This is a genomic window from Pseudomonas sp. ZY71, assembly GCF_036542145.1.
GTDB lineage: Bacteria > Pseudomonadota > Gammaproteobacteria > Pseudomonadales > Pseudomonadaceae > Aquipseudomonas > Aquipseudomonas koreensis_A.
In genome coordinates, this window is sequence record NZ_CP144274.1 from 5,954,488 (window position 1) to 5,980,459 (window position 25,972).

At 58.6% G+C, this 25,972-nt stretch carries 26 protein-coding genes; 12 read left to right on the top strand and 14 right to left on the bottom strand.

Going from position 1 to position 25,972, the window contains the following annotated elements:
• Positions 1-113: 113 nt before the first annotated feature.
• Positions 114-2,207 carry a mechanosensitive ion channel family protein gene (locus VY732_RS26420; protein WP_331692618.1) on the bottom strand — a complete coding sequence of 698 codons (2,094 nt, stop codon included), beginning with the start codon at positions 2,205-2,207 and terminating at the stop codon, positions 114-116.
• Positions 2,208-2,724: 517 nt separating this feature from the next.
• Here VY732_RS26420 and VY732_RS26425 point away from each other — a divergent pair.
• From VY732_RS26425 to VY732_RS26440, 4 genes are read left to right on the top strand one after another with little or no spacing between them, the layout of a single operon-like run.
• Entirely contained in the window at positions 2,725-3,651 is a 927-nt protein-coding gene (locus VY732_RS26425) for a DUF72 domain-containing protein (RefSeq protein WP_331692620.1), read from the top strand.
• Positions 3,648-4,445, top strand: coding sequence for an endonuclease/exonuclease/phosphatase family protein (locus VY732_RS26430; RefSeq protein WP_331692622.1), 798 nt, complete (start codon positions 3,648-3,650; stop codon positions 4,443-4,445). Before VY732_RS26425 ends, VY732_RS26430 begins: the two co-directional genes overlap by 4 nt.
• Positions 4,442-5,716 (top strand): cardiolipin synthase ClsB, encoded by a 1,275-nt coding sequence (gene clsB / locus VY732_RS26435; RefSeq protein ID WP_331692624.1) that lies wholly within the window; start codon positions 4,442-4,444, stop codon positions 5,714-5,716. Before VY732_RS26430 ends, clsB begins: the two co-directional genes overlap by 4 nt.
• Positions 5,713-6,699, top strand: coding sequence for a lysylphosphatidylglycerol synthase domain-containing protein (locus VY732_RS26440; protein ID WP_331692626.1), 987 nt, complete (start codon positions 5,713-5,715; stop codon positions 6,697-6,699). Before clsB ends, VY732_RS26440 begins: the two co-directional genes overlap by 4 nt.
• 113 nt (positions 6,700-6,812) lie before the next feature.
• Here the strand turns inward: VY732_RS26440 and VY732_RS26445 are convergent, their stop codons facing one another.
• The 3 genes from VY732_RS26445 to VY732_RS26455 form a co-directional block, all read right to left on the bottom strand.
• A complete protein-coding gene (locus VY732_RS26445) occupies positions 6,813-7,571 on the bottom strand; it encodes an alpha/beta hydrolase family protein (RefSeq protein WP_016983578.1) in 759 nt (252 codons plus the stop codon).
• Positions 7,561-8,670 carry a DUF3182 family protein gene (locus VY732_RS26450; RefSeq protein ID WP_331692628.1) on the bottom strand — a complete coding sequence of 370 codons (1,110 nt, stop codon included), beginning with the start codon at positions 8,668-8,670 and terminating at the stop codon, positions 7,561-7,563. The genes VY732_RS26445 and VY732_RS26450 overlap by 11 nt, the downstream gene beginning before the upstream one ends.
• A 280-nt stretch (positions 8,671-8,950) precedes the next feature.
• Positions 8,951-9,952, bottom strand: coding sequence for a GlxA family transcriptional regulator (locus VY732_RS26455; RefSeq protein ID WP_331692630.1), 1,002 nt, complete (start codon positions 9,950-9,952; stop codon positions 8,951-8,953).
• A gap of 101 nt (positions 9,953-10,053) precedes the next feature.
• Here VY732_RS26455 and VY732_RS26460 point away from each other — a divergent pair, with 101 nt between their 5' ends.
• The 7 genes from VY732_RS26460 (at position 10,054) to VY732_RS26490 (ending at position 15,299) form a co-directional block, all read left to right on the top strand.
• Positions 10,054-10,608 carry a cysteine hydrolase family protein gene (locus VY732_RS26460; RefSeq protein ID WP_331692632.1) on the top strand — a complete coding sequence of 185 codons (555 nt, stop codon included), beginning with the start codon at positions 10,054-10,056 and terminating at the stop codon, positions 10,606-10,608.
• A gap of 145 nt (positions 10,609-10,753) precedes the next feature.
• Positions 10,754-11,422, top strand: a complete 669-nt coding sequence (locus VY732_RS26465; protein WP_093434422.1) for a YjfI family protein — start codon at positions 10,754-10,756, stop codon at positions 11,420-11,422.
• A gap of 17 nt (positions 11,423-11,439) precedes the next feature.
• Complete coding sequence (locus VY732_RS26470) at positions 11,440-12,138, top strand: PspA/IM30 family protein (RefSeq protein ID WP_123593123.1); 699 nt, start codon at positions 11,440-11,442, stop codon at positions 12,136-12,138.
• A gap of 199 nt (positions 12,139-12,337) precedes the next feature.
• A complete protein-coding gene (locus VY732_RS26475) occupies positions 12,338-12,988 on the top strand; it encodes a DUF2491 family protein (protein WP_077574730.1) in 651 nt (216 codons plus the stop codon).
• A gap of 15 nt (positions 12,989-13,003) precedes the next feature.
• Positions 13,004-13,429, top strand: a complete 426-nt coding sequence (locus tag VY732_RS26480; RefSeq protein WP_027614247.1) for a DUF350 domain-containing protein — start codon at positions 13,004-13,006, stop codon at positions 13,427-13,429.
• A gap of 17 nt (positions 13,430-13,446) precedes the next feature.
• Positions 13,447-14,139: a DUF1190 domain-containing protein gene (locus VY732_RS26485; RefSeq protein ID WP_116029905.1), complete on the top strand. Its 693-nt coding sequence runs from the start codon at positions 13,447-13,449 to the stop codon at positions 14,137-14,139.
• Between the two features lie 2 nt (positions 14,140-14,141).
• Positions 14,142-15,299 carry a glutathionylspermidine synthase family protein gene (locus tag VY732_RS26490; protein ID WP_212620935.1) on the top strand — a complete coding sequence of 386 codons (1,158 nt, stop codon included), beginning with the start codon at positions 14,142-14,144 and terminating at the stop codon, positions 15,297-15,299.
• Positions 15,300-15,496: 197 nt separating this feature from the next.
• Here the strand turns inward: VY732_RS26490 and VY732_RS26495 are convergent, their stop codons facing one another.
• Together VY732_RS26495 and VY732_RS26500 are read right to left on the bottom strand one after the other, a co-directional pair.
• The gene (locus VY732_RS26495; protein WP_008081898.1) at positions 15,497-16,021 is read right to left on the bottom strand and encodes a single-stranded DNA-binding protein; all 525 of its coding nucleotides are present in this window, start codon (positions 16,019-16,021) and stop codon (positions 15,497-15,499) included.
• 9 nt (positions 16,022-16,030) lie between these two features.
• A complete protein-coding gene (locus VY732_RS26500; RefSeq protein WP_016983569.1) occupies positions 16,031-17,428 on the bottom strand; it encodes an MFS transporter in 1,398 nt (465 codons plus the stop codon).
• A gap of 191 nt (positions 17,429-17,619) precedes the next feature.
• On the opposite strand from VY732_RS26500, the gene uvrA reads away from it, so the two are divergent.
• Positions 17,620-20,454, top strand: a complete 2,835-nt coding sequence (gene uvrA / locus VY732_RS26505; protein ID WP_077574733.1) for an excinuclease ABC subunit UvrA — start codon at positions 17,620-17,622, stop codon at positions 20,452-20,454.
• 66 nt (positions 20,455-20,520) lie between these two features.
• Here uvrA and bfr read toward each other — a convergent pair whose 3' ends face one another.
• The 8 genes from bfr to rpmJ form a co-directional block, all read right to left on the bottom strand.
• Complete coding sequence (bfr, locus tag VY732_RS26510; RefSeq protein WP_007918444.1) at positions 20,521-20,988, bottom strand: bacterioferritin; 468 nt, start codon at positions 20,986-20,988, stop codon at positions 20,521-20,523.
• Positions 20,989-21,137: 149 nt separating this feature from the next.
• Positions 21,138-22,592 (bottom strand): catalase, encoded by a 1,455-nt coding sequence (locus VY732_RS26515; RefSeq protein WP_331692640.1) that lies wholly within the window; start codon positions 22,590-22,592, stop codon positions 21,138-21,140.
• Positions 22,593-22,832: 240 nt separating this feature from the next.
• Entirely contained in the window at positions 22,833-23,219 is a 387-nt protein-coding gene (rplQ, locus tag VY732_RS26520; protein WP_003176402.1) for a 50S ribosomal protein L17, read from the bottom strand.
• 42 nt (positions 23,220-23,261) lie between these two features.
• Complete coding sequence (locus VY732_RS26525) at positions 23,262-24,263, bottom strand: DNA-directed RNA polymerase subunit alpha (protein ID WP_003186012.1); 1,002 nt, start codon at positions 24,261-24,263, stop codon at positions 23,262-23,264.
• A 22-nt stretch (positions 24,264-24,285) separates the two neighbouring features.
• Entirely contained in the window at positions 24,286-24,906 is a 621-nt protein-coding gene (gene rpsD, locus VY732_RS26530) for a 30S ribosomal protein S4 (RefSeq protein WP_003176404.1), read from the bottom strand.
• Between the two features lie 18 nt (positions 24,907-24,924).
• Positions 24,925-25,314, bottom strand: coding sequence for a 30S ribosomal protein S11 (gene rpsK, locus VY732_RS26535; protein WP_002555466.1), 390 nt, complete (start codon positions 25,312-25,314; stop codon positions 24,925-24,927).
• Between the two features lie 30 nt (positions 25,315-25,344).
• Entirely contained in the window at positions 25,345-25,701 is a 357-nt protein-coding gene (rpsM, locus tag VY732_RS26540) for a 30S ribosomal protein S13 (RefSeq protein ID WP_009045849.1), read from the bottom strand.
• 129 nt (positions 25,702-25,830) lie between these two features.
• Complete coding sequence (gene rpmJ, locus VY732_RS26545; protein WP_002555468.1) at positions 25,831-25,947, bottom strand: 50S ribosomal protein L36; 117 nt, start codon at positions 25,945-25,947, stop codon at positions 25,831-25,833.
• Positions 25,948-25,972: the final 25 nt, after the last annotated feature.

Genomic DNA, 25,972 nt, shown 5'->3' on the forward strand with positions numbered 1-25,972 from the left:
GACTGTTCTGGCGCTATCGCGAGCAGGCTCACTCCTACAGGGGAACGCATTCCAAAATGTAGGAGTGAGCCTGCTCGCGATAGCGTCGGTAATCCCCCCTCAAAATCCACCCGTTAAGTCCGCGATTCCTGCGGCACCTCACTCGTCACTACCTCTCCCTCCTGCTGCCGCTTCGGCAACAAAACCTGCTGTGGATAAGTCTGCGCGAAATGCACCACCGGGCTGTTATCCACAAGCTTTTTCAAGCGCTGATTGAACGCCCGGCTCACCGCATACTGCCCACCCGAGACCGTACGGAACTGCGCCGTCAGCACCACGCCATTCAAATCCATCTTGTCGACGCCAAACACATCCAGCGGCCCTTGCAGGTTGTACTTGAGGAACGGGTCTTCGCGGATCGAATCGCCGGTTTCGCGAATCAGCTCGATGGCCTTGTCGACATCCGTGTCATAGGTGAACTGCACCGAGAAAAACGCAAAGGCAAACTGCCGCGATTGGTTGGTCACGGCTTTGATCTGGCCGAACGGCACCGAGTGCACAAAGCCCTTGCCGTCGCGCAGACGCAAGGTACGAATGGTCAGCCCTTCGACGGTGCCGGCATGGCCCGAATCGAGCACCACCCAATCGCCAATCGAAAGCGTGTCTTCAATGATGATGAACAGCCCGGTGATCACGTCCTGCACCAGTTGCTGCGAACCGAAACCGATGGCCAGACCCACCACCCCGGCACCGGCCAGCAGCGGCGCAACATTGATTCCCAGATTGGCCATGGTGGTGATCGCGCAGATCACCACGAGGATGATTTTGATCGCGTTGCGCAGCAGCGGCAGGATGGTTTTCACCCGCGTGCTCGGCTGGCGCGCCGCGCGTTTGCTGAGCGGCGGCTTCAGCGCTTCCTGAATCGCCGTGTCGAGTACCACCCACAGCAACCACGTAACCAGGAAGATCAGTCCGATGCTGCTCAGCGCGTTGCTGATCGCCCGGCCGACCGTGCTGCTCTGAGCGAAATCGAGCAGCGATACACCCCAGATCCGCCCGAGGATATCGATGAAGGCAATGGCGATGACAATCCGCAGCAAGGCATGCAAGAGGCTGAGAAAACGCTCCTTGTAGGCGCTGCTGCGCTGGATCGCTTCAGCCTTTCGTGACTTGAACAAGTGCTGCAGGATCGTGCTGAGGAATACCGTGCCGATTAACAAAACCGTGGTGAACAACGCGCAGCGCAGGGCTTTCTGATTGTCCTCGCCGATGCCGATCAGATTGACCGCCGAGACCAGCACCATCAGCACGATTGGCCAGTACCACAGCCCGGAAAAGATCCGCAGCGACTCCTGCAACGACGGTTGTTTCAGCCGTTGGCTCAGTGGACGATTGCGGATCAGATGCGCCACCGGGCGGCGCAGGCGAATCACCAGCAAGCCGAAAATGATCGAGGCGATCAGCCCGGTGAATACCGCGACGCTGCTGGTGATATTGCCGCCCAGTTGTCGGGCGATCTGCGGGCTGGTCAGCGCATCGCTGAGGGCCGCGAGGAAACCGATCAGGAACAACGGTCGCGGGCAATAATCTCGAATGATCCGCGCTGCCGGACGTTTATGGCCGACGTTGAACATCACCACCACGCACAACAACATCGAGGTGGAAAAGATGCCGCTGCTGGTGGCGTAGGCCAGACACAGCGCCAGCGCGCGTCCGATTGAGGCTTGCAGAAAATGGCTGACATATAACGTCAGCGGTAGACAGATCAGCGCCGGCACGGTGTACGGCAGCAAGTAGCCAATCAGGTCCTGACTGCGTTGGCGGGTGCGCAACCAGCGGCCCTCGCGCAGGCGTTTGGTCAACAGGCTGCCGAGCACGGTGAGCAGCGCGAAACTGCCGAGCCAAGTGCCGGACAAAGAGAGGAAATCCCCGGCGACGCTCCAGCCCGAGCGATTCGACGGCTGGTTGACCAGTTTGTCGACTTCATCGGCGGCGCGATCGGCACGCAGGCGCCAGGCGTCGACCAGGTGTTCGTTGAGATCGAGCTTGTCCTGGACGTCGTCGATGCTCGAACTGATCGCACCGAGCAGACCGCCCTGCACAATCGGTTCGGGTTTAGCCGCTTCTTCGGTGGTGGCCGGGACGCCCGGCAATGCGGCGGCGTCAATTTCACTGGCGCCGAGAAACAGCAGTGCTCCCAGCAGAATGGCGATCCTGAACTTGACCAAAACTCCGATCTCCCTTGGCTGAACCTGTAAGGAACTGATCGGTAATTGCACAGCAAGTTCAAGAGCGCCCTCACCCCAGCCCTCTCCCAGAGGGAGAGGGAGCCGACCGAGTTGAATACAAGAATTACATCGACCTGAAAGTCCGGAGTCGAATTCAAGTTCTGGAAACCATAAAGACCAGCTCCCTTCCCCCTTGTGAGGCGAACTCAAATCCTGAAAACCCTGAAGATCAGCTCCCCTCCCCCTCGCCCTCTCCCAGCGTGAGAGGGAGCTGACCGAGTTGCCTGCGAGAAGTGCACCGACTTGCAAGTCCGGAGTCGAACTCAAACCCTGAAAACCCTGAAGATCAGCTCCCTTCCCCCTCGCCCCCTCTGGGGGAGAGGGTTGGGGTGAGGGGGAGCGCTTTTGATCTTCGCCTTAAAGACGTGACCGTCCGTAATGCCATCGAAACTTTCCCCAGCCGCCAGCAGTCATCAAAAGATACCGGCAACACGAGGACTTTCGACGGGAGGGTGGCATGGCAACGATTCACATCGGTATTTCCGGCTGGCGCTACGCACCGTGGCGCGGGGACTTCTACCCCAAGGGACTGGCGCAAAAGCGCGAATTGCAGTTCGCGTCGAGAGCGGTCAACAGCATCGAAATCAATGGATCGTTCTACGCCCTGCAACGGCCTGAACGCTATGCGCAGTGGTACGCCGAAACACCCGACGACTTCGTTTTCAGCGTCAAGGCGCCGCGCTTCATCACCCACATCCGTCGCTTGCGCGAGATCGAAAAACCACTGGCGAATTTCTTTGCTTCGGGAATTCTGGAACTCAAGGAAAAGCTCGGGCCGATCCTTTGGCAATTCCCGCCAAACTTCAAATTCGAGCCTGAGCGCTTTGAACATTTCCTCGCATTGTTGCCCCACGACACCGAAGCCGCCGCCACCCTCGCCCATCAACACGATTCGCACCTGCACGGCCACGCCAGCATCAAAGCCTGGCGCAAAAAGCCGCTGCGCCATGCCGTGGAAATCCGCAACGAGAGCTTCATCGACCCCGAGTTCGTGCGCTTGTTGAAACGCCACAACACCGCACTGGTGATCGCCGACACTGCGGACAAATGGCCGTACCGCGAAGACCTCACCAGCGACTTTGTCTACCTGCGTCTGCACGGTGCCGAAGAGCTCTACGCCAGCGGCTACACCGCGCCAGCCCTCAAACGCTGGGCCGAACGCATAGACGCCTGGCACCACGGAGAGCAACCAAAAGACGCACACCTGATCGCCCCACGCTTGAAACCGCACGCGCGCAAATCCCGAGAGGTGTTCTGCTATTTCGACAACGACATCAAAGTCCGCGCGCCGTATGACGCCCGCGATCTGCTGCATCGTTTCGAGCTGGATAAAGACCTCGCCACCACCCCCGGCGAACCCGCTGGTGAAGGAGTGTTGCCATGAGCATTCCAGAACCGGTCGGTTTCACCGATGAAGGCTGCGTGGTCGCGCAGTCAGTGCGCACCTTCACCGTGCTGACGGTCAATACCCACAAGGGTTTCACCGCGCTCAATCGACGCTTCATCCTCCCGGAACTGCGCGAAGCGGTGCGCAGCGTTGCCGCCGACGTGGTGTTTCTGCAGGAAGTCCACGGCACCCACGAGCACCATCCCAAGCGCTACAGCAATTGGCCGACGATGCCGCAATACGAATTCCTCGCCGACAGCCTCTGGCCGCAGTTCGCCTATGGGCGCAACGCGGTGTACCCGGAGGGCGATCACGGCAACGCGTTGCTGTCGAAGTTCCAGATCATCCGTCACGACAACCTCGACGTGTCGATCAACGGCCACGAGAACCGTGGCCTGCTGCATTGCGTGCTGCGCCTGCCGGGTGACGGAACTGAAGTACATGCGATCTGCGTGCACCTGGGCCTGCGTGAAAGTCATCGCAACGCCCAACTGGATTTGCTCATGCAGCGCTTGGCGGAGTTGCCCGACGACGCACCGGTGATCGTCGCTGGCGATTTCAACGACTGGCGCCAGCGCGCCGATGCACAGCTCAAACCCTGTGGCCTGCGCGAAGTGTTCGCCGAGCATCAGGGCAAACCGGCGCGCAGTTTTCCCGCGCGCCTGCCGGCGCTGCGCCTTGATCGTATTTACGTGCGCAACCTCAAGGCCAGCCAGCCGAAAGTCCTGGCGAACCGGCCCTGGTCGCACCTTTCCGACCACGTTCCTTTATCGGTAGAGATCGAACTATGAACAGCGCGCCGCTGGAGAAATCCGCCGTGGAACCGGTCGCCATCACCCCGCCGATCCGCGAGCCCGGCCAGGTCGATGTCGAGTACCACTGGCAGGGCAACAACCGTGTCGAGTTGCTGGAAAACGGCGAAGAATATTTCCCGCGAGTGTTCGCTGCGATGCGCGCGGCGAAGAGTGAAATCCTCCTCGAGACCTTTATCGTTTTCGAAGACAAGGTCGGTGCCGAGTTACAGGAGATTCTGATCGACGCCGCACGACGAGGCGTGCGCACCACCGTCAGCCTCGACGGCTTCGGTTGCGGCGAGTTGACCACCGCTTATCTCACCGCGCTGAGCGAGGCCGGCGTGCATCTGCAAATTTTCGATCCAGCACCGAAACGTCTGGGCATTCGCACCAACTGGTTCCGGCGTTTGCATCGCAAGATCGTGGTGGTCGACGGCCTGATCGCATTTATTGGCGGGATCAACTTTTCCGGCGATCACCTCGCTGATTTCGGCCCTGAAGCGAAGCAGGATTATTCGGTGCAGGTCCAAGGGCCGGCAGTCGCTGACATCCACCACTTCGCCCTGCTGCAAAGTGGTCGGCCGGGCCGTGCGCGGTTCTGGTGGCAACGTCGGCGTCAACGTCGCGCGGAGATGGCTTTCGATGACCACGACGGTCAGGTGCGTCTGGTGTTCCGTGATAACGACCAGCACCACTCCGATATCGAAGACGTCTATCTGCAGGTACTGCGCCGCGCCAAACGCCGGGTGGTGATCGCCAACGCCTACTTCTTTCCCGGTTATCGCCTGTTGCGGGAAATCCGTAATGCAGCGCGTCGCGGCGTCGAGGTGCGGCTGATTCTGCAAGGCCAGCCGGACATGCTGGTGGCCAAACTGGCGGCGCGCATGACCTACGATTATTTGCTCAAGGCCGGCGTGCAGATTCACGAATATTGCCAGCGCCCGCTGCACGGCAAAGTCGCGCTGGTCGATGAAGAATGGAGCACCGTCGGCTCAAGTAATCTCGACCCGTTGAGCCTGTCGCTGAATCTGGAAGCCAACGTGCTGATCCGCGACCGCGCCTTCAATCAGCACTTGTTCGAGCGCCTCGAAGACCTCAGTCAAAACCATTGCAAAGCCATGGATGCCAGCAAGTCCCCACGTGGACGCATCTGGCACATGACCGTGGGGTTTCTGGTGTTCCACTTTCTGCGGCACTTCCCGGCGATGGCCGGTTGGCTGCCAGCGCACAAACCAAGGCTCAAGCCGTTTCGAGGTGACCGCTCATGAGCCATTCCGAGGTGCATTCCGCCGAGCATTCGGCGCCAGCAACGCATTCGAAATGGAGCCGCTGGAAGCGCCCGTTGACCCTGCTGTTTTTCCTCGCGCTGATCGTGTTGCTGACGCTGTTTGCCACGCGCATCGAATGGGCCGAGGTCCTGCAAACCCTTGCCGACTTCAAGGTGCGCACGCTGATCATCGCCGCCAGCCTGACCCTGCTGAGCTTTCTGGTGTACGCCAGTTTCGACCTGATCGGCCGTACCTACATTCGCCAGGACCTGACCTGGAAACAGATTCTGCCGGTGGGGATCATCAGCTATGCGTTCAACCTGAACCTGAGCGCCTGGGTCGGTGGCATCGCCATGCGTTATCGGCTGTATTCGCGCCTTGGGGTGAGCAAAAGCAACATCGCCAAGATTCTCGGCTTGAGCCTGGCGACCAACTGGTTCGGCTACATGACCATTGCCGGCGCGGTGTTCAGCAGCGGATTGGTGACGATGCCGCCGGGCTGGAAAATCAGCAGCAGTGCGCTGCAAGGCATCGGCGTGTTGTTGCTGCTGACCAGCGCCGGCTATCTCGCCGCGTGTCAGTTTTCCAAGCGCCGCGAATGGTCGATTCGCGGCGTGGAAATCAATCTGCCGTCGTTGCGCATGGCGGTCCTGCAATTGCTGCTGGGCGCGTTGAACTGGTCGCTGATGGCGGCGGTGATTTTCACCTTGCTGCCGAGCAAGCTCGATTATCCGTTGGTGCTGGGCGTGCTGTTGATCAGTGCGATTGCCGGGGTCATCACGCATATTCCGGCGGGGCTTGGGGTGCTGGAGGCGGTGTTTGTGGCGCTGCTGCAACACGAGGCTTCACGCGGCAGTCTGGTGGCGGGACTGTTGGCGTATCGGGCGATTTATTTTCTGTTGCCGTTGTTGATCACGGTGGTGATGTATCTGGTGGTTGAAGCGAAGGCCAAGGCGCTGCGGATCGAGAAGAAACCTTCTTAAGAGAGTTGGTGAGTTTGAAAACGCTATCGCGAGCAGGCTCACTCCTACAAGTGAACGCATTCCAAATGTGGGAGCGAGCCTGCTCGCGAAGGCGTCCGAACGAACAACACAGATCATGCGGACTGAATAATGCTCAACCGTTCACCCACGACCATCTCGGTAATCCAGTCCACCAGAATCGAGGTGTACGCCTGCTGCGACACCGGCTCGCTCAGCGCATGATCGGCGCCGTCGATAATCCGGTGCGTCAATGAATGGGTCTGCTGACACGCCGCGCGGTAACTCATGATCGCTGCATGCGGGACGTAATCGTCGGTTTCCGATTCCACCAGCAACACATCCCCGGTGAATTGCGAACAGGCATGCAACGCCCGATTGGTGTCCGCACGCACCAGCGTGCTGCGGTAATCACGCAAATCGGCCTTGTCCAGCTCACGCTTGGGTGTGTGCCATTGCTCGTCGCGATACAGTGCCGGCACGCGCAACGCCAGCCAGCGCACCGGGCGCAGCGAGGTCAGGATCGACGCCAGATAACCGCCGTAACTGGTGCCGACCACGGCGATCGCCGAGGTGTCGAGCGCCGGATGCGCGAGCAAGCGGTCATACGCCGCGAGCAGATCACGCAGGTTATCTTCGCGGGTAACGCGGGTCAGCGGAATTCCGGTACCGCCAGTGTGCCCGCGCAAGTCAAAGGTCAGACACACGCAACCGAGACCGGCAATGCCTTTGGCGCGCTCAAGGTCGCGCTCCTGACTACCGCCCCAACCATGGACAAACAACACCCCCGGGACTTTCGATTTGGGACTGAGAAAGGTCCCGCTCATCTGTTCATCATCAATGTCGATTTGAATGCTTTCGCTTCTAGCCGTCATAGGATTTGACCGTTACGTATTTGAGGAGAAATTCACTGTTTTCGGCCGGCCCGCGATAGACCTCGATAGCGTCCGCTGGCAGCGGCTGATCGATGTAGGTTTCCACCGAAGACACGCGGATCGCGCGCATCCCCGGGTCGTTGACGAAACTTTGCAGTGCCGCAACCTCAGCACTGCTGGCACCGCCCATGCGCCAGGATTGTTCGAGTACGCCGCTGCGGGTTTTTCCGTTGCTGTCCCGGCCTTGGGCGATGTCGTAGTTGCGTCGCGAAGCATAGAAGCGCGGATAGGCTTGATTGGCGGCCGCGTCGAAAACCTGCGCCTGCTCAATGGCCAGACGCACATCGTCGGGAAGGTCCAGCGTCAGTAGTTCGTCATAACCACCCTGCACCACCAGCAGATTCGAGCCGCCATAAACCTCTTCGCCGTGAGCATCCTTGGTCAAGTATTGATCACCGCAGTAGCTCAGCACTTTATCGCCGATGAATGACTGGCCGACGCTGTGGGTGATGACGTCGCTCAGGTCCTGTTCCAGCACCACGCCTTCGCTGAACTGCTTTTCAATGTCAGGGCGGGCAAGGATTTCGTCGAAGGCGTCGAGGCTTTTGATCACTTCCTGCCCACGACCGGCGCAGGCGTGAACCGGCTTCAAACGGATCGGGCCGCTGTACAGCAAATGCTCGGCAGCCGGCCGTGCATCTTCCAGCGCGAACACGCTCAGACCGTCGAGCACTACGTTACGCGTCCGCTCGGAAAACAGTGGCGACCACCCAGGTGGCGCATGAGCCAGATGACTGCGCAAACCGTGGCTGATGGCTTTGGTGCAGATGAAATCGTGCTCGACAAAGCCACCCCACAAATCGTCAGGGCCTGTGATACCGAGTTGCTGAGCGCTGGCAGTGCCGACAATGGTTTGCGTCGGTAGCAGATACAGATCACGGCCGCGATGTTTGTCCGGGTCGTAGCTGCCGCCGAACTTGCATCCGAGAATCTGCGCCAGCCATCGCGCCAGGGCCTTGTTGGTCTGTATTTCATGTTGCGGCGCGTCGGCGCGCACTGAGTGGGCGACGACGATTTTCCTGCGGGGTGTCGGGGTCATGCGTCCCCCTTCCATCGGTTCGATGACTGTAGCGGTGACAGGTGCAGAGATCAGGCCAACGGCCGCTCTACGAAAATCTCAAGCCAATCAGAAACTTGCCAGAACCGTGCTGGCACCACGCCTGTTTCAATCTGCACGACGGCGTGCAAAATCCCGGCAAATTGCACGATCCCGAACCTTGTGCGGTCTCTTGTAGGAGTGAGCCTGCTCGCGATAGCGGTGGGTCAGTCACCTCACGGTTTTCTGACAGATTGCTATCGCGAGCAGGCTCACTCCTACATTAGATGTTCGTTGCTTTCGGGATCGGGGTCACACCAAACCGCGCCCGATAATCACTCGGCGCCAGCCCGGTAATCTTCTTGAAGATTGCGCGAAACGCACCCGGATCCTGATAGCCCACCGTCCACGCAATGTGATCGATCGTGCCATTGCTGAACTCGAGCATTTCCCGCGCCTTGCCGACCCGTAGATGCTGGCAGTACTCGGTCGGTTTCAACCCGCTCGCCGCGCGGAACCGCCGCAGAAATGTGCGCTCCTCCAGCCCGGCCCGCTCCGCCATCGCCGTCAGCGAAACATCCGTCGCGCCGGTGCTTTGCAGCCAGTGCTGAACCTTGAGAATCGCCGCATCGCCATGACCGAGAATCGGCGCGAAATTACTGCCGCACTCACTGGCGCTGTCACTGTGCTCTATCACCAGAAATCGCGCGGTGCTGGTAGCGATGCTCGGTCCGAGCAGGCGGTTGACCAGACGCAAACCCAGTTCCGACCACGCCATCAATCCGGCGGTGGTGATCAAGTCGCCGTCGTCGACAATCGGGGTATCCGCCTTGAGCTTGATCTTCGGGTAACGCTCGGCGAAGGCCTTGGCCGAGGTCCAGTGGGTGGTGGCGCTGCGGCCGTCGAGCAGACCGCTTTCAGCCAACATCAGCGAACCTACGCAAACCCCGCCAAGCGTCGCACCGCGGGCATGTTGATCGCGTAACCATTGCATCAGGCTGGCCGGTGCTTGCGCCGCCGAGAACCCGCCGATCGACGGCGGAATCAGCACCGCCAGCAAAGCGCTGTCGTCACCCGCATGACTGGCGTAAGTGCGCGTCGGCGGCTGATCACCTTCGACCTGCCAATGACTGACCCGCAGCACAGGCAACTGCGCGGCCTGATGCTCGGCGGCAATCCGGTTGGCCACCGCAAACAAATCGGTCAAACCGTGCACCGCTGCCATCTGCGCACCGGGATAAATCAGCACACCCAGTTCAGCGGTGGCAGCCCTTTCTGCGCCCATTGTCAGTTTTCCCCTGTCTATTGTCGGTGCGGCCAATCCCCGAAGCTCTGCTCAGCGCCAATACTGAAGCCACTTCCAGCCAACACATCGAGGACACACCCATGGCCAAGCAAGCGCTCATCGTAGTCGATATCCAGAACGACTACTTCCTCCAAGGCAAGTGGCCGCTGGCCGGTGCCGACGCCGCTGCCGACAACGCCGCCCGGCTGATCGCCGCGTTCCGCGAGGCCGGCGATTCGGTGGTCCACATTCGCCACGAATTCACCTCAGCGGATGCGCCGTTTTTCACCCCGGGTTCCGAGGGCGCCAAGCTGCACCCGAAAGTGCTCAATCGCGCTGATGAACCGGTGGTGCTCAAACACTTCGTCAACTCGTTCCGCGAAACCGAACTGCAAGCAATCCTCGACGAACATGGCATCAAGGAACTGGTGGTGGTCGGCAGCATGAGCCACATGTGTGTTGACGGCATTACCCGTGCGGCGGCAGATCTGGGTTATGGCGTGACCGTGATTCACGATGCCTGCGCTAGCCGCGATCTTGAGTTCAATGGCCTGACAGTGCCGGCCGCTCACGTCCATGCCGCGTTCATGTCAGCGCTGGGTTTTGCCTACGCCAGCGTGGTGTCCACTGACCAATTCCTCGCAGCCAAAAGCTGAGTCATATTTCGCAAAAACACTGGGCCCGTGTTATTGCGGGCCTTTTTTCGTCTGTCATGAAAATCTCACGCGTGAGCCATTGATGGCATTTTGAATTGGTTGTAGTGTGGCTCACGCGTGAGATGCCCATAACCGAGCCATTGCCATGAAAAGCCGTTCCCCCACCGCGAAATCAGAAAGTCCCAAGGGAGAGCGCGCGAAACCGTCGGCGAAAAAACCGTCGAGCTTCTATATGAAGCAGATGCGCGCGGGCCTGGCCGCTGCCGGTTATGTGAAACACGAAACTTGGGTGCTTCCCGAAAACCGAAGCTTGCTCAAGCAAATGGAGCAACAGCTACGCCAACCGATTCTGGCTGGCTCTTTCATGTCGGAGAATTACATGAGCGCAGGCAACAACTGGACCATCGATAGCCTCTTCAACGCCCTCAAGGCCCTGGACGAGGTGGCTTCGCAAGAAATCACGCTGTCGCTGATCCAGAGCTCCGAACCCAGCATCAAGCTGGAAATGAACGAATTCGGCGGTCTGCCGATTCACATCGCCCTGGCCGGCCAGCAGATCATCGTCGACACCGTGCTGGTGGACATCGATTCGATCAGCGACGTGCGCGCCTTCAACGATGCCGTGCTGCGCAGCCGGGAAATGTTCCCGCTGTCGTCGATCGGTATCGAGTCGATGCCGAACGGGCAGACCGTTTACAACATGTTTGGCGCCCTCAGCGCCGACTCGAGCCTGACCAACGTGGTGACCGAGGTGAAAACCCTGGTCGACAACGTGCAGCGCGCGAGTGAAGCCTTCGAACACTTCTTCAAGTAATCAACAGGGAATATCCAATGACTCAGTCCATCTGGAGCAAGTTGTTCACCGCACTGCGCGGCGGCGCCAATGAAGTCGGCGAAGCGATCGCTGACCAACAGGCCCTGCGCATCCTTGATCAGGAAATTCGCGATGCCGACACCGCCCTGTCGAACGCTCGTCGCGAACTGGTCACTATCATGGCCAAGCACAAGCTGGCTGCCGACCGCGTGAGCGAGTACGACGCCAAGATCAAGGATCTGGAAGCCAAAGCCGTCTCGGCGCTGAACGCCGGCCGTGAAGACCTGGCGCTGGAAGTGGCCGAAGCGATCTCCACCCTGACCAACGAGCTGGATGTTGAGAAAAAGCAGAGCGACGAATTCGGCACTTACGCCGAAAACATGCGCAAAGACATCAGCAAAGCCGAGTCGCGGATCAAGAGCCTGCGCCAGCAAGTGGACATGGCCAAGGCCCGTGAAAGCGTGCAGAAAGCCCAGGTCAGCGCTTCCATCGCCAGCGGTGGCGCCAATGGCAAACTGGAAACGGCCGTCGGTACGTTGAACCGCCTGCAAGCCAAGCAGCAGCAACGTGCTGCCGAGCTGAGCGCGGCGGACGAACTGGCTGACGCTTCGAACGGCAACGACCTGGAACGCAAACTGCGCGACGCCGGCATTACGCCGAACGAAGGCAGCGCCAACGCGATTCTTGAGCGTCTGAAGCAAAAGTCCGCTCAGTAAGCATTTGCGCAAAACCTGTGGGAGCGAGCCTGCTCGCGAAGACGGAATATCAGTCGGCATATGAGTCAGCTGACATGACGCTTTCGCGAGCAGGCTCGCTCCCACATGGTTTGTGGCGTGTCGTTGATCGCGTAGCCCGGTACACTAGCCACGTTTTTTTCGCCGACGAACACTTCCACCCGCTTCAAGGAACGTACCCATGGGATGGTTTAAAGACTTGCTGGGCACCAGCAACTGGCAGACCGCTGCGCCGACATCGACCGTTGCCAGTGGCCCACTCGGCTTGGCTCAGGGCAAAGCTGTCAGGTTCGATACGACGCTGGCGCTGCTGCTCGACGGCTCGACCACGGTGCGCGTGCCCTTCGATCAGGCGATCTGGAGTCACGGCTGGGTCGACCTCGGCCAGTCCAACAAACTGCACCGCTATTACATGAATGACGAGGATTTCTGGCTGCAGATCCACGTCACCGGTGACGATCAGATCGAATCGGTCACCCTGTTCAACTACCTCAGTTACGTGACCGTCAACAGTGACGCCGAACTGCAGCGCCTGGCCGGACCCAACAGCTCGATCGGTCTACCGACCTACACCCACGCAGGTGTCGAATACACCCGCGAGTGGGGCACCGAACAGGGCCAGACCGAACTGGTACCGATGACCGAACAGGTGGTCAATCCGGACGAGAGCTACACCATCGAACACCACTCCATGCTTTATGCGCGCGAGACCGGCCTGACCGATCGCCGCGAACTGCTGCTGTTCTCCGTCGAACAGGATGAAGAAGGCACCGTCAGCCTGAGCACTTCGCTCGGCATTTCGCTGTACACGACAGATCTGAGCACCATTTAAAAAAGGAAGTTTTTCATGCTGGAAGTGCTGGCCGTTTCCCTGAACAAAACCGCTCTGGTCGGTTTCGTCGTCTACCTCATCGGCGCCGTACTGCTGTTCATGCTGTTTCAATTCGTCTACACGCGCATCACGCCACACAAGGAGTTCGAGCTGATTCGCTCCGGCAACATAGCCGCGGCCATCGCTTTGGCCGGCGCGATCATCGGCTTCGCGATTCCGGCCAGTAACGTGATTGCGTTTTCGGTCAATGTTCTCGATTTCGTACTGTGGGCGGTGATTGCCGCCGTCGTGCAACTGCTGGCGTTTCTTGCCACGGGCCTTGTGCTCAAAGGCACCTCCCAGCGCATCGCCAACGGTGAAATCGCTTCCGGCATTTACGTTGCAGCGGTCGCGATCAGCGTCGGCATGCTCAACGCCGCGTGCATGACACCGTCCAACTGATCGGCAGGAAGCCTTAGATGAAACGCAGCAAATACGTTCAGTTGTCCCTCGCTGCCTCGGTGGCCATGGCCGTTTCCGGCCAAGTGACAGCCGCGGATCAACCGCGCAATTTCCAGAACGTGGAACAGTGCGTCGACGCCGAAGTGGCTGCCGATGTCTGCTCCAACGCCTACGTCGCCGCTCTGACCGAACACCGGCGCATCGCCCCGGCGTACGACGCCAAGGCCAAGTGCGACGCAGATTTCGCCGCTGACTGGTGCCAGAAGAATTCCGACGGCCGCTTCGTGCCGAAACTCGGCGGCTTCAAAGTGCCGCAGGAAGGTGAGCCGGCGCAGAACCTCGACGCCATCGCCAATGCCCAGATGCCCGCCGGTAGTGCAACGGCGCAGAATGTGCAAAGCACTTCGCACGTCTCCAGCGGTGGCGGAAATGGCTGGCTGACCGGCTGGCTGATCGGCAACGCGATGAGCAACAACGCCGAACGCACGGTTTACCGCGATCGCGAAACGCGCCAGCCATACAACACCTCGACGCAGTACCGCAGAGCCGAAACCACGACGCGCAGCCAGCCGGATTACGAGAGCAGCAAAAGCAAACCGGTCAACGTGGCTTCTTCGACGTCACGCGGCGGCTTCGGCAGCCAGTCCAGCGCCCGTAGCGGCTGGGGTGGCTGGGGCAGCAGTTCTGGTTCTGGTCGTTCGAGTAGCTGACCATGAAGAAGATCCTCTGCGCCGAGCGCCCCGACTGGAAACAGACCGCCGAAAGCCTCGGCTTCATGTTCCACACCATCGACGACGAGCCGTACTGGGACGAAAGCGCGTACTACCAGTTCACGCTCGCGCAGATCGAAAACGATCTTGAGGACCCGACCACCGAACTGCACGAGATGTGCATGGACCTGGTCGACCGTGTGGTGCACAGCGAGGAACTGCTGGATCGCCTGAGCATCCCGGCGCCGTACTACGACATGATCCGTACTTCCTGGCTGGAAGGTCATCCGCATCTGTACGGCCGCATGGACTTTTCCTACAGCGGCAACGGCCCGGCAAAACTGTTGGAGCTCAACTACGACACGCCGACCAGTCTTTATGAAGCGGCAGCGTTCCAGTGGGGCTGGCTGGAACAATGCATCGAGCGCGGCACCCTGCCGCGCCATGCCGACCAGTTCAACAGCATCGACACCCAGTTGCACCAGGCCTTCGCCGAATTACAGCTGAAGCGTCCGTTCTACTTTGCTTCGATGAAAGAGTCGGTCGAAGACAAGGGCACCACGGATTACCTGCGGTTGATCGCCGAGAAGGTCGGCATCGAATCACGGCACATCGATATTGAAGACATCGGCTTGACGGCTGAAGGGCGTTTTGTCGATCTGGAAGATCGCTGGATCCCGCATCTGTTCAAGCTGCATGCCTGGGAATTCATCTTCCACGAGCCGTTCGGCGCGGCGATTGCCGAGTGCGATACGCAGTTTTTCGAACCGGCGTGGAAGGCGATTCTGTCGAACAAAGGTGCACTGCCGTTGCTGTGGGAAATGCACAAAGGGCATCCGAATCTGCTGGCGGCGCATCTCGACCCGAACCCGGCAAGCGCGGTGCCTAAAGGCTGGGTACGCAAGCCGTACTTTTCCCGCGAGGGCGCGAACATTGAGTTGCAAACGGCTGATGGTCTGATCGTCAAAGAGGACGGACCCTACACGGATGCACCGTTTATCCTGCAGGAATTTGCACCGCTGCCGAAATTTGGCGACAGCTACACGTTGATCGGTTCGTGGGTGATCGGCGATCAGGCAGCGGGGATTGGTGTAAGGGAAGACAACAGCCTGATCACTAAAGATTCGAGCCGGTTTCTGCCGCATCTGATCCTTGATTGAAACCCGAATCCCTTCTGTGGGAGCGAGCCTGCTCGCGAAAGCGGTGTGTCATTCAACCATTTTTTGAACTGACCGACGCCTTCGCGAGCAGGCTCGCTCCCACAGTTGATCGGGGGGATTGCAGGTTATTTGCTCCACAAAAAAGGCCCGTCGTTTAAGCGACGGGCCTTTTTATTTGCAGCGGTTACAGCAGCAAATCAGAACGGAATATCGTCATCAAAGCTGTCGAAATCCGGAGCCGGTTGCGGTGCGGCCTGTTGTGGAGCCGGGGCCGAACGCTGCTGTGGAGCCGACTGCTGCGGACGCGGCGCCTGCTGGCGTGGCGCTGGAGCGGACTGCTGGTAGTTGTTGCCACCGCCTTGTTGGTCGCCCTGCTGTGGACGGCCGCCGAGCAGTTGCATGGTGCCTTGCATGTCGACCACGATTTCGGTGGTGTAACGCTTGATACCGTCTTTTTCCCACTCACGGGTCTGCAGCTTGCCTTCGATGTAAACCTGCGAACCCTTGCGCAGGTATTCGCCGGCAATTTCCGCAACCTTGCCGAACATCGAAACACGGTGCCACTCGGTCTTCTCGACCTTCTGACCGGTTTGCTTGTCGGTCCATTGTTCGCTGGTGGCCAGACTCAGGTTGGTCACGGCGTTACCGTTAGGCAGGTAGCGAACTTCGGGATCCTGGCCGCAAGTGCCGACCAATATGACTTTGTTAACCCCACGGGCCATAACGTTCTCCTAGGCTTCGCAAGCAGCCCCGGCCGGGTTGTTCACCAGGCGTTCGAGGGTGTCGCGATCCACTAATTCTTTGTCCAGTTTGATGTAAACAGCCGCTTCATCGGCGACTATCACTGCATCGGTTACCCCTACGAGGGCCTTGAGGCGCTCGACCAGACCCGCTTCGCGGATCGCCTCGGGCGACAACGGCAAGCGCAGGCTCGTCACGTAGGGAGGTTCACGCATGGTAACAGCAAAGGCCAACCAAAGTGCAGCCAGCCCGGCACATCCAAGGAACACAACCGACAGACCGCCATGCTGAAACAGCCAGCCGCCGAGTATCCCGCCGAGTGCCGAACCGAGGAACTGGCTGGTGGAATACACGCCCATGGCCGTGCCCTTCCCGCCCGCCGGTGAAACCTTGCTGATCAGCGACGGCAATGAAGCCTCCAGCAGATTGAACGCGGTGAAGAACACCACCGTACCGATCACCAGAGCCCGCAGGCTGTCGCCGAACTGCCAGAAGAATAGCTCAGTCAGCATCAGCGTCATGACGGCGCCGAGCAAAACTCGTTTCATTTTGCGTTTCTTCTCGCCATAGATGATGAACGGGATCATGGCGAAGAACGAAATCAGCAGCGCGGTGAGGTAGACCCACCAGTGCTGTTCCTTGGGCAAACCGGCTTTTTCCACCAGCGCCAGGGGCAATGCAACGAAGCTCGACATCAACATGGCATGTAACACAAAGATGCCCAGATCGAGTCGCAGCAAGTCCGGATGCTTGAGCGTCGGCATCAAGGCCTGACGCGCCACGCCGGACTCGCGATGAGTCAACGGCCCGGTGGATTTCGGCACCATGAACATCACGATGACGATGCCCACCAGCGCCATGCCGCCGGTGGCAAGAAACAATCCAGAGAGCCCGAAAGCACGGGTCAACAGCGGCCCAACCACCATGGCCACGGCGAACGACAGACCGATGGTCATACCGATCATGGCCATCGCTTTGGTGCGATGTTGTTCGCGGGTCAGGTCGGAAAGCAGCGCCATGACCGCAGCGGAAATCGCCCCGGCACCCTGCAGGATCCGCCCGGCGATGACGCCCCAGATCGAGTCGGCCTGAGACGCCAGCACACTGCCGAGGGCAAAGACGATCAGCCCGAGGTAAATCACCGGACGACGGCCTATGCGGTCGGAAATGATTCCGAACGGAATCTGGAAAATTGCCTGGGTGAGGCCGTAAGCGCCGATAGCCAACCCGATCAGGGCCGGGGTCGCGCCTGCCAGATCCATGCCGTAGGTCGCCAGTACCGGCAACACCATGAACATGCCAAGCATACGGAAGGCGAACACCAGGGCCAGACCGCTCGCCGCGCGGGTCTCGCTGCCACTCATGCGTTCGCTGTGGGGATCGTGCATGGAAAAACCTCGTGTGAACCGGCGGCGATTCTACCAGTCCCATCGGTAGACGGGGTATATCGCGACGCTTTGACGCGTATAGATGAAACTCTCTTCATCCGGGGCAAAAAACCCTTGGTTTGATAGTGTGCATCCATCCAGTATTTGCCCGTATACTCCTACGTTTTCGACGCCCGCCGAGCGAGGCCACTTTGGACAAGATCCTGATACGTGGGGCCCGTACCCACAACCTGAAGAACATCGACCTGACCCTGCCACGGGACAAGCTGATCGTCATCACCGGCCTGTCCGGATCCGGCAAGTCGTCCCTGGCCTTCGACACACTGTACGCCGAAGGTCAGCGCCGCTATGTCGAATCGCTGTCGGCCTACGCCCGCCAGTTCCTGTCGATGATGGAAAAACCCGACGTCGACACCATCGAAGGCCTGTCGCCGGCGATCTCCATCGAACAGAAGTCGACCTCGCACAACCCGCGCTCCACGGTCGGCACCATCACCGAAATCTACGACTACCTGCGCCTGCTTTATGCACGCGTCGGCACGCCGCGCTGCCCGGATCACGATATTCCACTGGAAGCGCAGACCGTCAGCCAGATGGTCGACCTGGTGCTGGCGCAGCCGGAAGGCAGCAAGCTGATGCTGTTGGCCCCGGTGATCCGCGAGCGTAAAGGTGAACACCTTTCGGTCTTCGAAGAGCTGCGCGCACAAGGTTTCGTACGCGCCCGGGTCAACGGCCGCATCTGTGAGCTCGACGAACTGCCGAAACTGGATAAACAGAAGAAGCACTCGATCGATGTAATCGTCGACCGTTTCAAGGTACGCGCCGATCTGCAGCAACGTCTGGCCGAGTCTTTCGAGACTGCGCTGAAACTGGCGGACGGCATTGCACTGGTGGCGCCGATGGACGATGAGCCGGGCGAAGAGATGATCTTCTCCGCGCGCTTCGCCTGCCCGATCTGCGGCCACGCGATCAGCGAACTTGAGCCGAAGTTGTTCTCCTTCAACAACCCGGCCGGCGCTTGCCCGACCTGTGATGGCCTGGGCGTGAAGCAGTTCTTCGACATCAAGCGGTTGGTCAACGGCGACCTGACCTTGGCCGAGGGTGCGATCCGCGGCTGGGACCGGCGCAACGTCTACTACTTCCAGATGCTCGGCTCACTGGCCTCGCACTACGGTTTCAGCCTCGAAGTACCGTTCAACGAACTGCCGGCCGACCAGCAGAAATTCATCCTGCACGGCAGCGGCTCGCAGAACGTCGACTTCAAATACCTGAACGACCGTGGCGATATCGTCAAACGTTCGCACCCGTTCGAAGGCATCGTGCCCAACCTTGAGCGTCGCTACCGCGAGACCGAGTCGGCAAGCGTGCGCGAAGAGCTGGCCAAGTTCCTCAGCACTCAGTCGTGCCCGGATTGCCGTGGCACGCGCCTGCGTCGCGAGGCGCGGCACGTTTGGGTTGGCGAGAAGACATTGCCGGCAGTGACAAATCTGCCGATCGGTGATGCTTGCGAATACTTCGGCCAGTTGAAGATGACCGGCCGCCGTGGCGAGATCGCGGACAAGATTCTCAAGGAAATCCGTGAGCGTCTGCAGTTTCTCGTCAACGTCGGTCTCGACTATCTGTCGCTGGATCGCAGCGCTGACACCCTTTCCGGTGGCGAGGCGCAACGGATTCGTCTGGCCAGCCAGATCGGCGCTGGCCTGGTTGGCGTCTTGTACATCCTCGACGAACCGTCCATTGGCTTGCACCAGCGTGACAATGATCGACTGCTCGGCACGCTCAAGCACCTGCGCGACATCGGTAACACGGTAATCGTGGTTGAGCACGACGAAGATGCGATTCGTCTGGCTGACTATGTCGTCGATATCGGCCCGGGCGCCGGGGTGCACGGTGGGCAGATCGTTGCCGAAGGTACGCCGGCGGAAGTCATGGCGCATCCGGACTCCCTGACTGGCAAATACCTGTCGGGCCGGGTGAAGATTGAAGTGCCGGCCAAACGTACACCGCGCAACAAGAAGCTCAATCTGTCGCTCAAAGGCGCGCGAGGCAACAACCTTCGCAATGTCGATCTGGACATCCCGATTGGCTTGCTGACTTGCGTCACCGGCGTGTCCGGCTCGGGCAAATCGACACTGATCAACAATACGCTGTTCCCGCTCAGCGCCACGGCACTCAATGGCGCAACAACGCTGGAAGCGGCAGCGCACGACAGTATCAAAGGCCTGGAACATCTCGATAAAGTCGTCGATATCGACCAGAGCCCGATTGGCCGTACACCGCGCTCTAACCCTGCGACGTATACAGGGCTGTTCACACCGATCCGTGAACTGTTCGCCGGCGTGCCCGAATCACGCTCTCGTGGTTACGGCCCGGGGCGCTTCTCGTTCAACGTCAAGGGCGGTCGTTGCGAAGCGTGCCAGGGCGATGGTCTGATCAAGGTTGAGATGCACTTCCTGCCAGACATCTACGTGCCGTGCGATGTGTGCAAGAGCAAGCGCTACAACCGCGAAACCCTTGAGATCAAATACAAGGGCAAGAGCATCCACGAAACCCTCGAAATGACCATCGAGGAAGCCCGAGTGTTCTTCGACGCGGTGCCGGCGCTGGCGCGCAAGCTGCAGACGCTGATGGATGTCGGTCTGTCGTACATCAAGCTCGGACAGTCGGCGACCACGTTGTCCGGCGGTGAAGCGCAGCGGGTCAAGCTGTCCCGCGAACTGTCCAAGCGTGACACCGGCAAGACCCTGTACATCCTCGATGAGCCAACCACCGGTCTGCACTTCGCGGATATTCAGCAGTTGCTCGATGTGTTGCATCGACTGCGCGACCACGGCAACACCGTGGTGGTGATCGAACACAACCTCGACGTGATCAAGACGGCCGACTGGCTGGTCGATCTGGGGCCGGAGGGCGGCTCCAAAGGTGGGCAGATCATTGCCACCGGCACGCCTGAGGATGTGGCCGAGATGAAGCAATCTCACACCGGCCATTACCTCAAGCCATTGCTGATCCGTGATCGGGCTTAAACGCCAGGCATGAAAAAGCCCCTGTCACTTCATCAGTGACAGGGGCTTTTTTGTATCGTTTTGCAATCAGGAAGTGTGAGATTGCAGGTAATTCTCGAGACCGATCAGCTTGATCAGGCCCAACTGCTTTTCCAGCCAGTAGGTGTGATCTTCTTCGGTGTCGTTCAACTGCACGCGCAGGATCTCGCGGCTGACATAGTCTTTGTGCTGCTCGCACAGCTCGATGCCTTTGCACAGCGCAGCTCGGACTTTGTACTCAAGACGCAGATCGGCTTCGAGCATCTCCGGCACAGTGGTGCCGACATCCAGATCATCCGGACGCATGCGCGGCGTGCCTTCGAGCATCAGAATCCGGCGCATCAGTGCATCAGCGTGACCGGCTTCTTCTTCCATCTCGTGGTTGATTCGCTCGTAGAGCTTGGTGAACCCCCAGTCCTCATACATCCGCGAATGAACGAAATATTGATCACGCGCGGCCAGTTCGCCGGTCAGCAACGTGTTGAGGTAATCGATTACGTCTGGGTGGCCTTGCATCGCCCTACATCTCCCTACTTGAAAGGCTGTAGTTTGAACCAACCTGACTGGAAGGTCACCCGCTTCACGCAATAAAAGCGAAGATATTCTGAGAAAAGCAGCCTAAATAACGCAAAAACCGCCCGAATGAGGGCGGTTCTGCTTCTCGTTTAGACTTCGTTAAGCTGTACGTTGAGCAGCTTTGCGATTGCTTCTCCATACGCCGGGTCGGCTTTGTAGAAATGCTGCAGCTGACGATCGACCACATCACTGGAAACACCCGACATGGCGCCGGCGATATTGCTGACCAGCAATGCTCTCTGCTCGTCGCTCATCAGTCGGAACAGCGCGCCGGCGTGGCTGTAGTAATCGGTATCCTCGCGGTGATCGTAGCGATCTGCAGCACCGCTCAAGGCCAGCGCTGGTTCAGCGTAACGCGGCGCTTGTTTCGGCGCTTCGGTATAGCTGTTCGGTTCGTAGTTAGGCGCGGCACCACCGTTGCTGCCGAACGCCATCGAGCCATCACGCTGGTAAGTGTTCACCGGGCTGCGTGGCGCGTTCACCGGCAACTGCTGGTGATTGGTACCTACGCGATAGCGGTGAGCATCGGCATAGGCGAACACGCGACCTTGCAGCATGCGGTCTGGCGAGAGACCAACGCCTGGGACCATGTTGCTTGGGCCGAACGCGGCTTGCTCGACTTCAGCAAAGTAGTTCTGCGGGTTGCGGTTCAGCTCCAACTCACCCACCTCGATCAACGGGAATTCTTTCTGCGACCAGGTTTTGGTGACGTCAAAAGGATTCTCGTAATGTGCCGCCGCCTGAGCTTCGGTCATGATCTGGATGCATACGCGCCATTTCGGGAATTCACCGCGCTCGATCGCTTCGAACAGATCACGCTGGGCGTAATCCGGATCGGTGCCAGCCAACCGCGCAGCATCGGCCGGAGCCAGATTCTTGATGCCTTGTTTGGTCTTGTAGTGCCATTTCACCCAGTGACGCTCACCTTTTGCGCTGATCAGGCTGTAGGTGTGGCTGCCGAAGCCGTGCATGTGACGGTAGCCATCAGGAATGCCACGATCGGAGAACAGAATGGTGACCTGGTGCAGCGCCTCGGGCGAATGCGACCAGAAGTCCCACATCATCTGCGCACTTTTCAGGTTGCTTTGCGGCAGACGTTTTTGCGTGTGAATGAAATCAGGGAACTTCAGTGGATCACGGATGAAGAACACCGGCGTGTTGTTGCCAACAATGTCCCAGTTGCCTTCTTCGGTGTAGAACTTCAATGCAAAACCGCGCGGATCACGCTCGGTGTCGGCAGAGCCGCGTTCGCCGCCTACCGTGGAGAATCGCAAAAACGTCGGGGTTTGTTTACCGACAGATTCAAACAACTTGGCGCTGGTGTATTCGGTGATGTCGCGGGTCACGGTAAAGGTGCCGTAAGCACCTGAGCCTTTAGCGTGAACACGACGCTCAGGGATGTTTTCCCGATTGAAGTGGGCGAGCTTCTCGATCAGATGAAAGTCGTCGAGCAGCAGCGGGCCACGCGGGCCGGCGGAGCGAGAATTCTGGTTATCAGCGACAGGTGCGCCACTGGCGGTCGTAAGCGTTTTGATCTGGCTCATACGGTCTTCTTCCTCTGTCAGTCTTGAAACTGCCGGCTAATCGGCTTGTCGGGAAGTATCGATCATCCATGTGATAGCTACAAATTCATTAACTTGCAGACATCGATAGATAATTACTAATTATGTTTCCCAGCACATAGTGACAACAGAGACATGTCAGAAGCTTGTATGAACAGCGCATTTTCTTGCAGGCACAAAAAACCGGGCACTAGGCCCGGTTCTTTGTTTCAGACTGACGTCTTACTCGGCGGATACAGCTTCGCCGGCAGTAGCACGATCAACCAACTCGACGTACGCCATAGGCGCGTTGTCGCCAGCGCGGAAACCGCACTTGAGGATGCGCAGGTAGCCACCCTCACGGGTAGCGTAACGCTTGCCCAGGTCGTTGAAGAGCTTACCAACGATAGCTTTCGAACGAGTACGGTCGAAAGCCAGACGGCGGTTAGCCAGGCTATCTGTCTTGGCCAGAGTGATCAGCGGCTCAGCAACGCGACGCAGTTCTTTGGCTTTTGGCAGAGTAGTTTTGATCAGCTCGTGCTCGAACAGCGACACCGCCATGTTTTGGAACATGGCCTTGCGGTGCGAGCTGGTGCGGCTCAGGTGACGACCACTTTTACGATGACGCATGGTTCATTCCTTACCAAACACTACGTTCGGTGATTACGACGATCAGGCAGTCGCCTTGTCGTCCTTCTTAAGACTTGCAGGCGGCCAGTTGTCGAGGCGCATGCCGAGGGACAGACCGCGGGAGGCCAGAACGTCCTTGATTTCAGTCAAGGATTTCTTGCCAAGGTTCGGAGTCTTCAACAGCTCTACTTCGGTACGCTGAATCAGGTCACCGATGTAGTAGATGTTTTCCGCCTTAAGGCAGTTAGCCGAACGTACAGTCAGTTCCAGATCGTCAACCGGGCGAAGCAGGATCGGATCGATCTCGTCTTCCTGCTCGACAACCACTGGCTCACTGTCACCTTTGAGGTCGACGAACGCAGCCAACTGCTGTTGCAGGATGGTTGCAGCGCGGCGGATAGCCTCTTCAGGATCCAGAGTACCGTTGGTTTCCAGATCAATAACCAGCTTGTCCAGGTTGGTACGCTGCTCGACACGGGCGTTTTCCACCACGTATGCGATACGGCGAACCGGGCTGAACGAAGAGTCAAGCTGCAAGCGACCGATGCTGCGGCTTTCGTCTTCATCGCTCTGACGCGAGTCTGCTGGTTCATAACCACGACCACGAGCTACGGTGAGCTTCATGTTCAGGGCGCCGTTAGACGCCAGGTTAGCGATTACGTGATCGGGATTAACGATCTCGACATCATGATCCAGCTGAATATCGGCAGCGGTAACCACCCCCGAACCCTTCTTCGACAAGGTCAGCGTAACTTCGTCACGACCGTGCAGCTTGATGGCCAGACCTTTAAGGTTCAACAGGATTTCAATTACGTCTTCCTGTACACCTTCGATGGCGCTGTACTCGTGGAGCACACCGTCAATCTCGGCCTCGACTACTGCGCAGCCGGGCATTGAGGACAACAGGATGCGTCGCAGCGCGTTGCCCAGGGTGTGGCCAAAACCACGCTCGAGAGGCTCGAGAGTGATCTTGGCGCGGGTTGGACTGACAACCTGCACATCAATGTGGCGGGGTGTCAGGAACTCATTTACCGAAATCTGCATGGATGCACCTATTTTCTAGCCCTTACTTGGAGTAGAGCTCGACAATCAGGCTTTCGTTGATGTCGGCGGACAGATCACTGCGAGCAGGAACGTTCTTGAAAACGCCCGACTTCTTCTCAGTGTCTACTTCTACCCATTCTACGCGGCCACGTTGGGCACACAGATCGAGAGCTTGGACAATGCGAAGTTGGTTTTTTGCTTTCTCGCGAACTGCAACCACGTCACCAGCACGAACCTGATACGACGGAACGTTTACGGTCTGACCGTTAACGCTGATCGACTTGTGCGATACCAGCTGACGGGATTCGGCACGAGTCGAACCAAAGCCCATACGGTATACAACGTTGTCCAGACGGCATTCGAGCAGTTGCAGCAGGTTTTCACCGGTTGCACCTTTCTTGCCAGCAGCTTCTTTGTAGTAGCCGCTGAACTGACGCTCGAGAACGCCGTAGATACGACGGACCTTCTGCTTTTCACGCAGTTGGGTGCCGTAGTCGGACTGGCGACCGCGGCGTTGGCCGTGGATACCAGGTGCTGCTTCAATGTTGCACTTCGATTCGATCGCGCGCACGCCGCTCTTCAGGAAGAGATCGGTGCCTTCGCGACGAGCGAGTTTGCATTTTGGACCAATGTAACGAGCCATTCTTTACAATCTCCTGGATTACACGCGGCGCTTCTTCGGCGGACGGCACCCGTTGTGCGGGATTGGCGTCACGTCGGTGATGCTGGCGATCTTATAGCCACAGCCGTTCAATGCACGGACAGCAGACTCACGACCTGGACCTGGACCTTTGACGTTAACGTCGAGGTTTTTCAGGCCATATTCCAGCGCAGCTTGACCAGCACGTTCAGCAGCTACTTGAGCAGCAAACGGGGTGGACTTGCGGGAACCGCGGAAACCCGAACCACCGGAGGTAGCCCAAGAAAGCGCGTTACCTTGACGGTCGGTGATGGTCACGATGGTGTTGTTAAAAGAAGCATGGATGTGGGCGATGCCATCAACCACTGTCTTTTTAACTTTTTTACGAGGACGAGCAGCAGGTTTTGCCATGATTAATTTCCTGTCGATTCGCGTGGGCGATTACTTGCGGATCGGCTTACGCGGACCTTTACGGGTACGCGCGTTAGTCTTGGTACGCTGACCGCGTACTGGAAGACCACGACGATGACGCAGACCACGGTAGCAACCGAGGTCCATCAAACGCTTGATTTTCATGTTGATTTCGCGACGCAGGTCACCTTCAGTGGTGAACTTCGCCACTTCGCCACGCAACTGCTCAATCTGCTCGTCGCTCAGATCTTTGATCTTTGCGGCTGGGTTTACCCCAGTCTCTGCGCAAATTTTCTGCGCAGTAGTGCGACCAACACCATAGATGTAGGTCAGCGAGATAACAGTATGCTTGTTATCTGGAATGTTAACGCCTGCAATACGGGCCATTCAGTGGGACTCCAATTGACAGCTACCTACGCCCCGGAAGCCAAGAAATAGGGCGCGAGATAATATCGCTGTAATAACAAATAATCAACCCGGCAGCGCACTAGCTGCCGGGCTTCAAGCAGATCACACTCAGCCTTGGCGCTGTTTGTGACGCGGTTCCGCGCTGCAAATTACTCGAACAACACCTTCGCGGCGAATAATCTTGCAGTTACGGCACAGCTTTTTCACCGATGCACGAACTTTCATCACCAACTCCTCGAACCTTATGGGT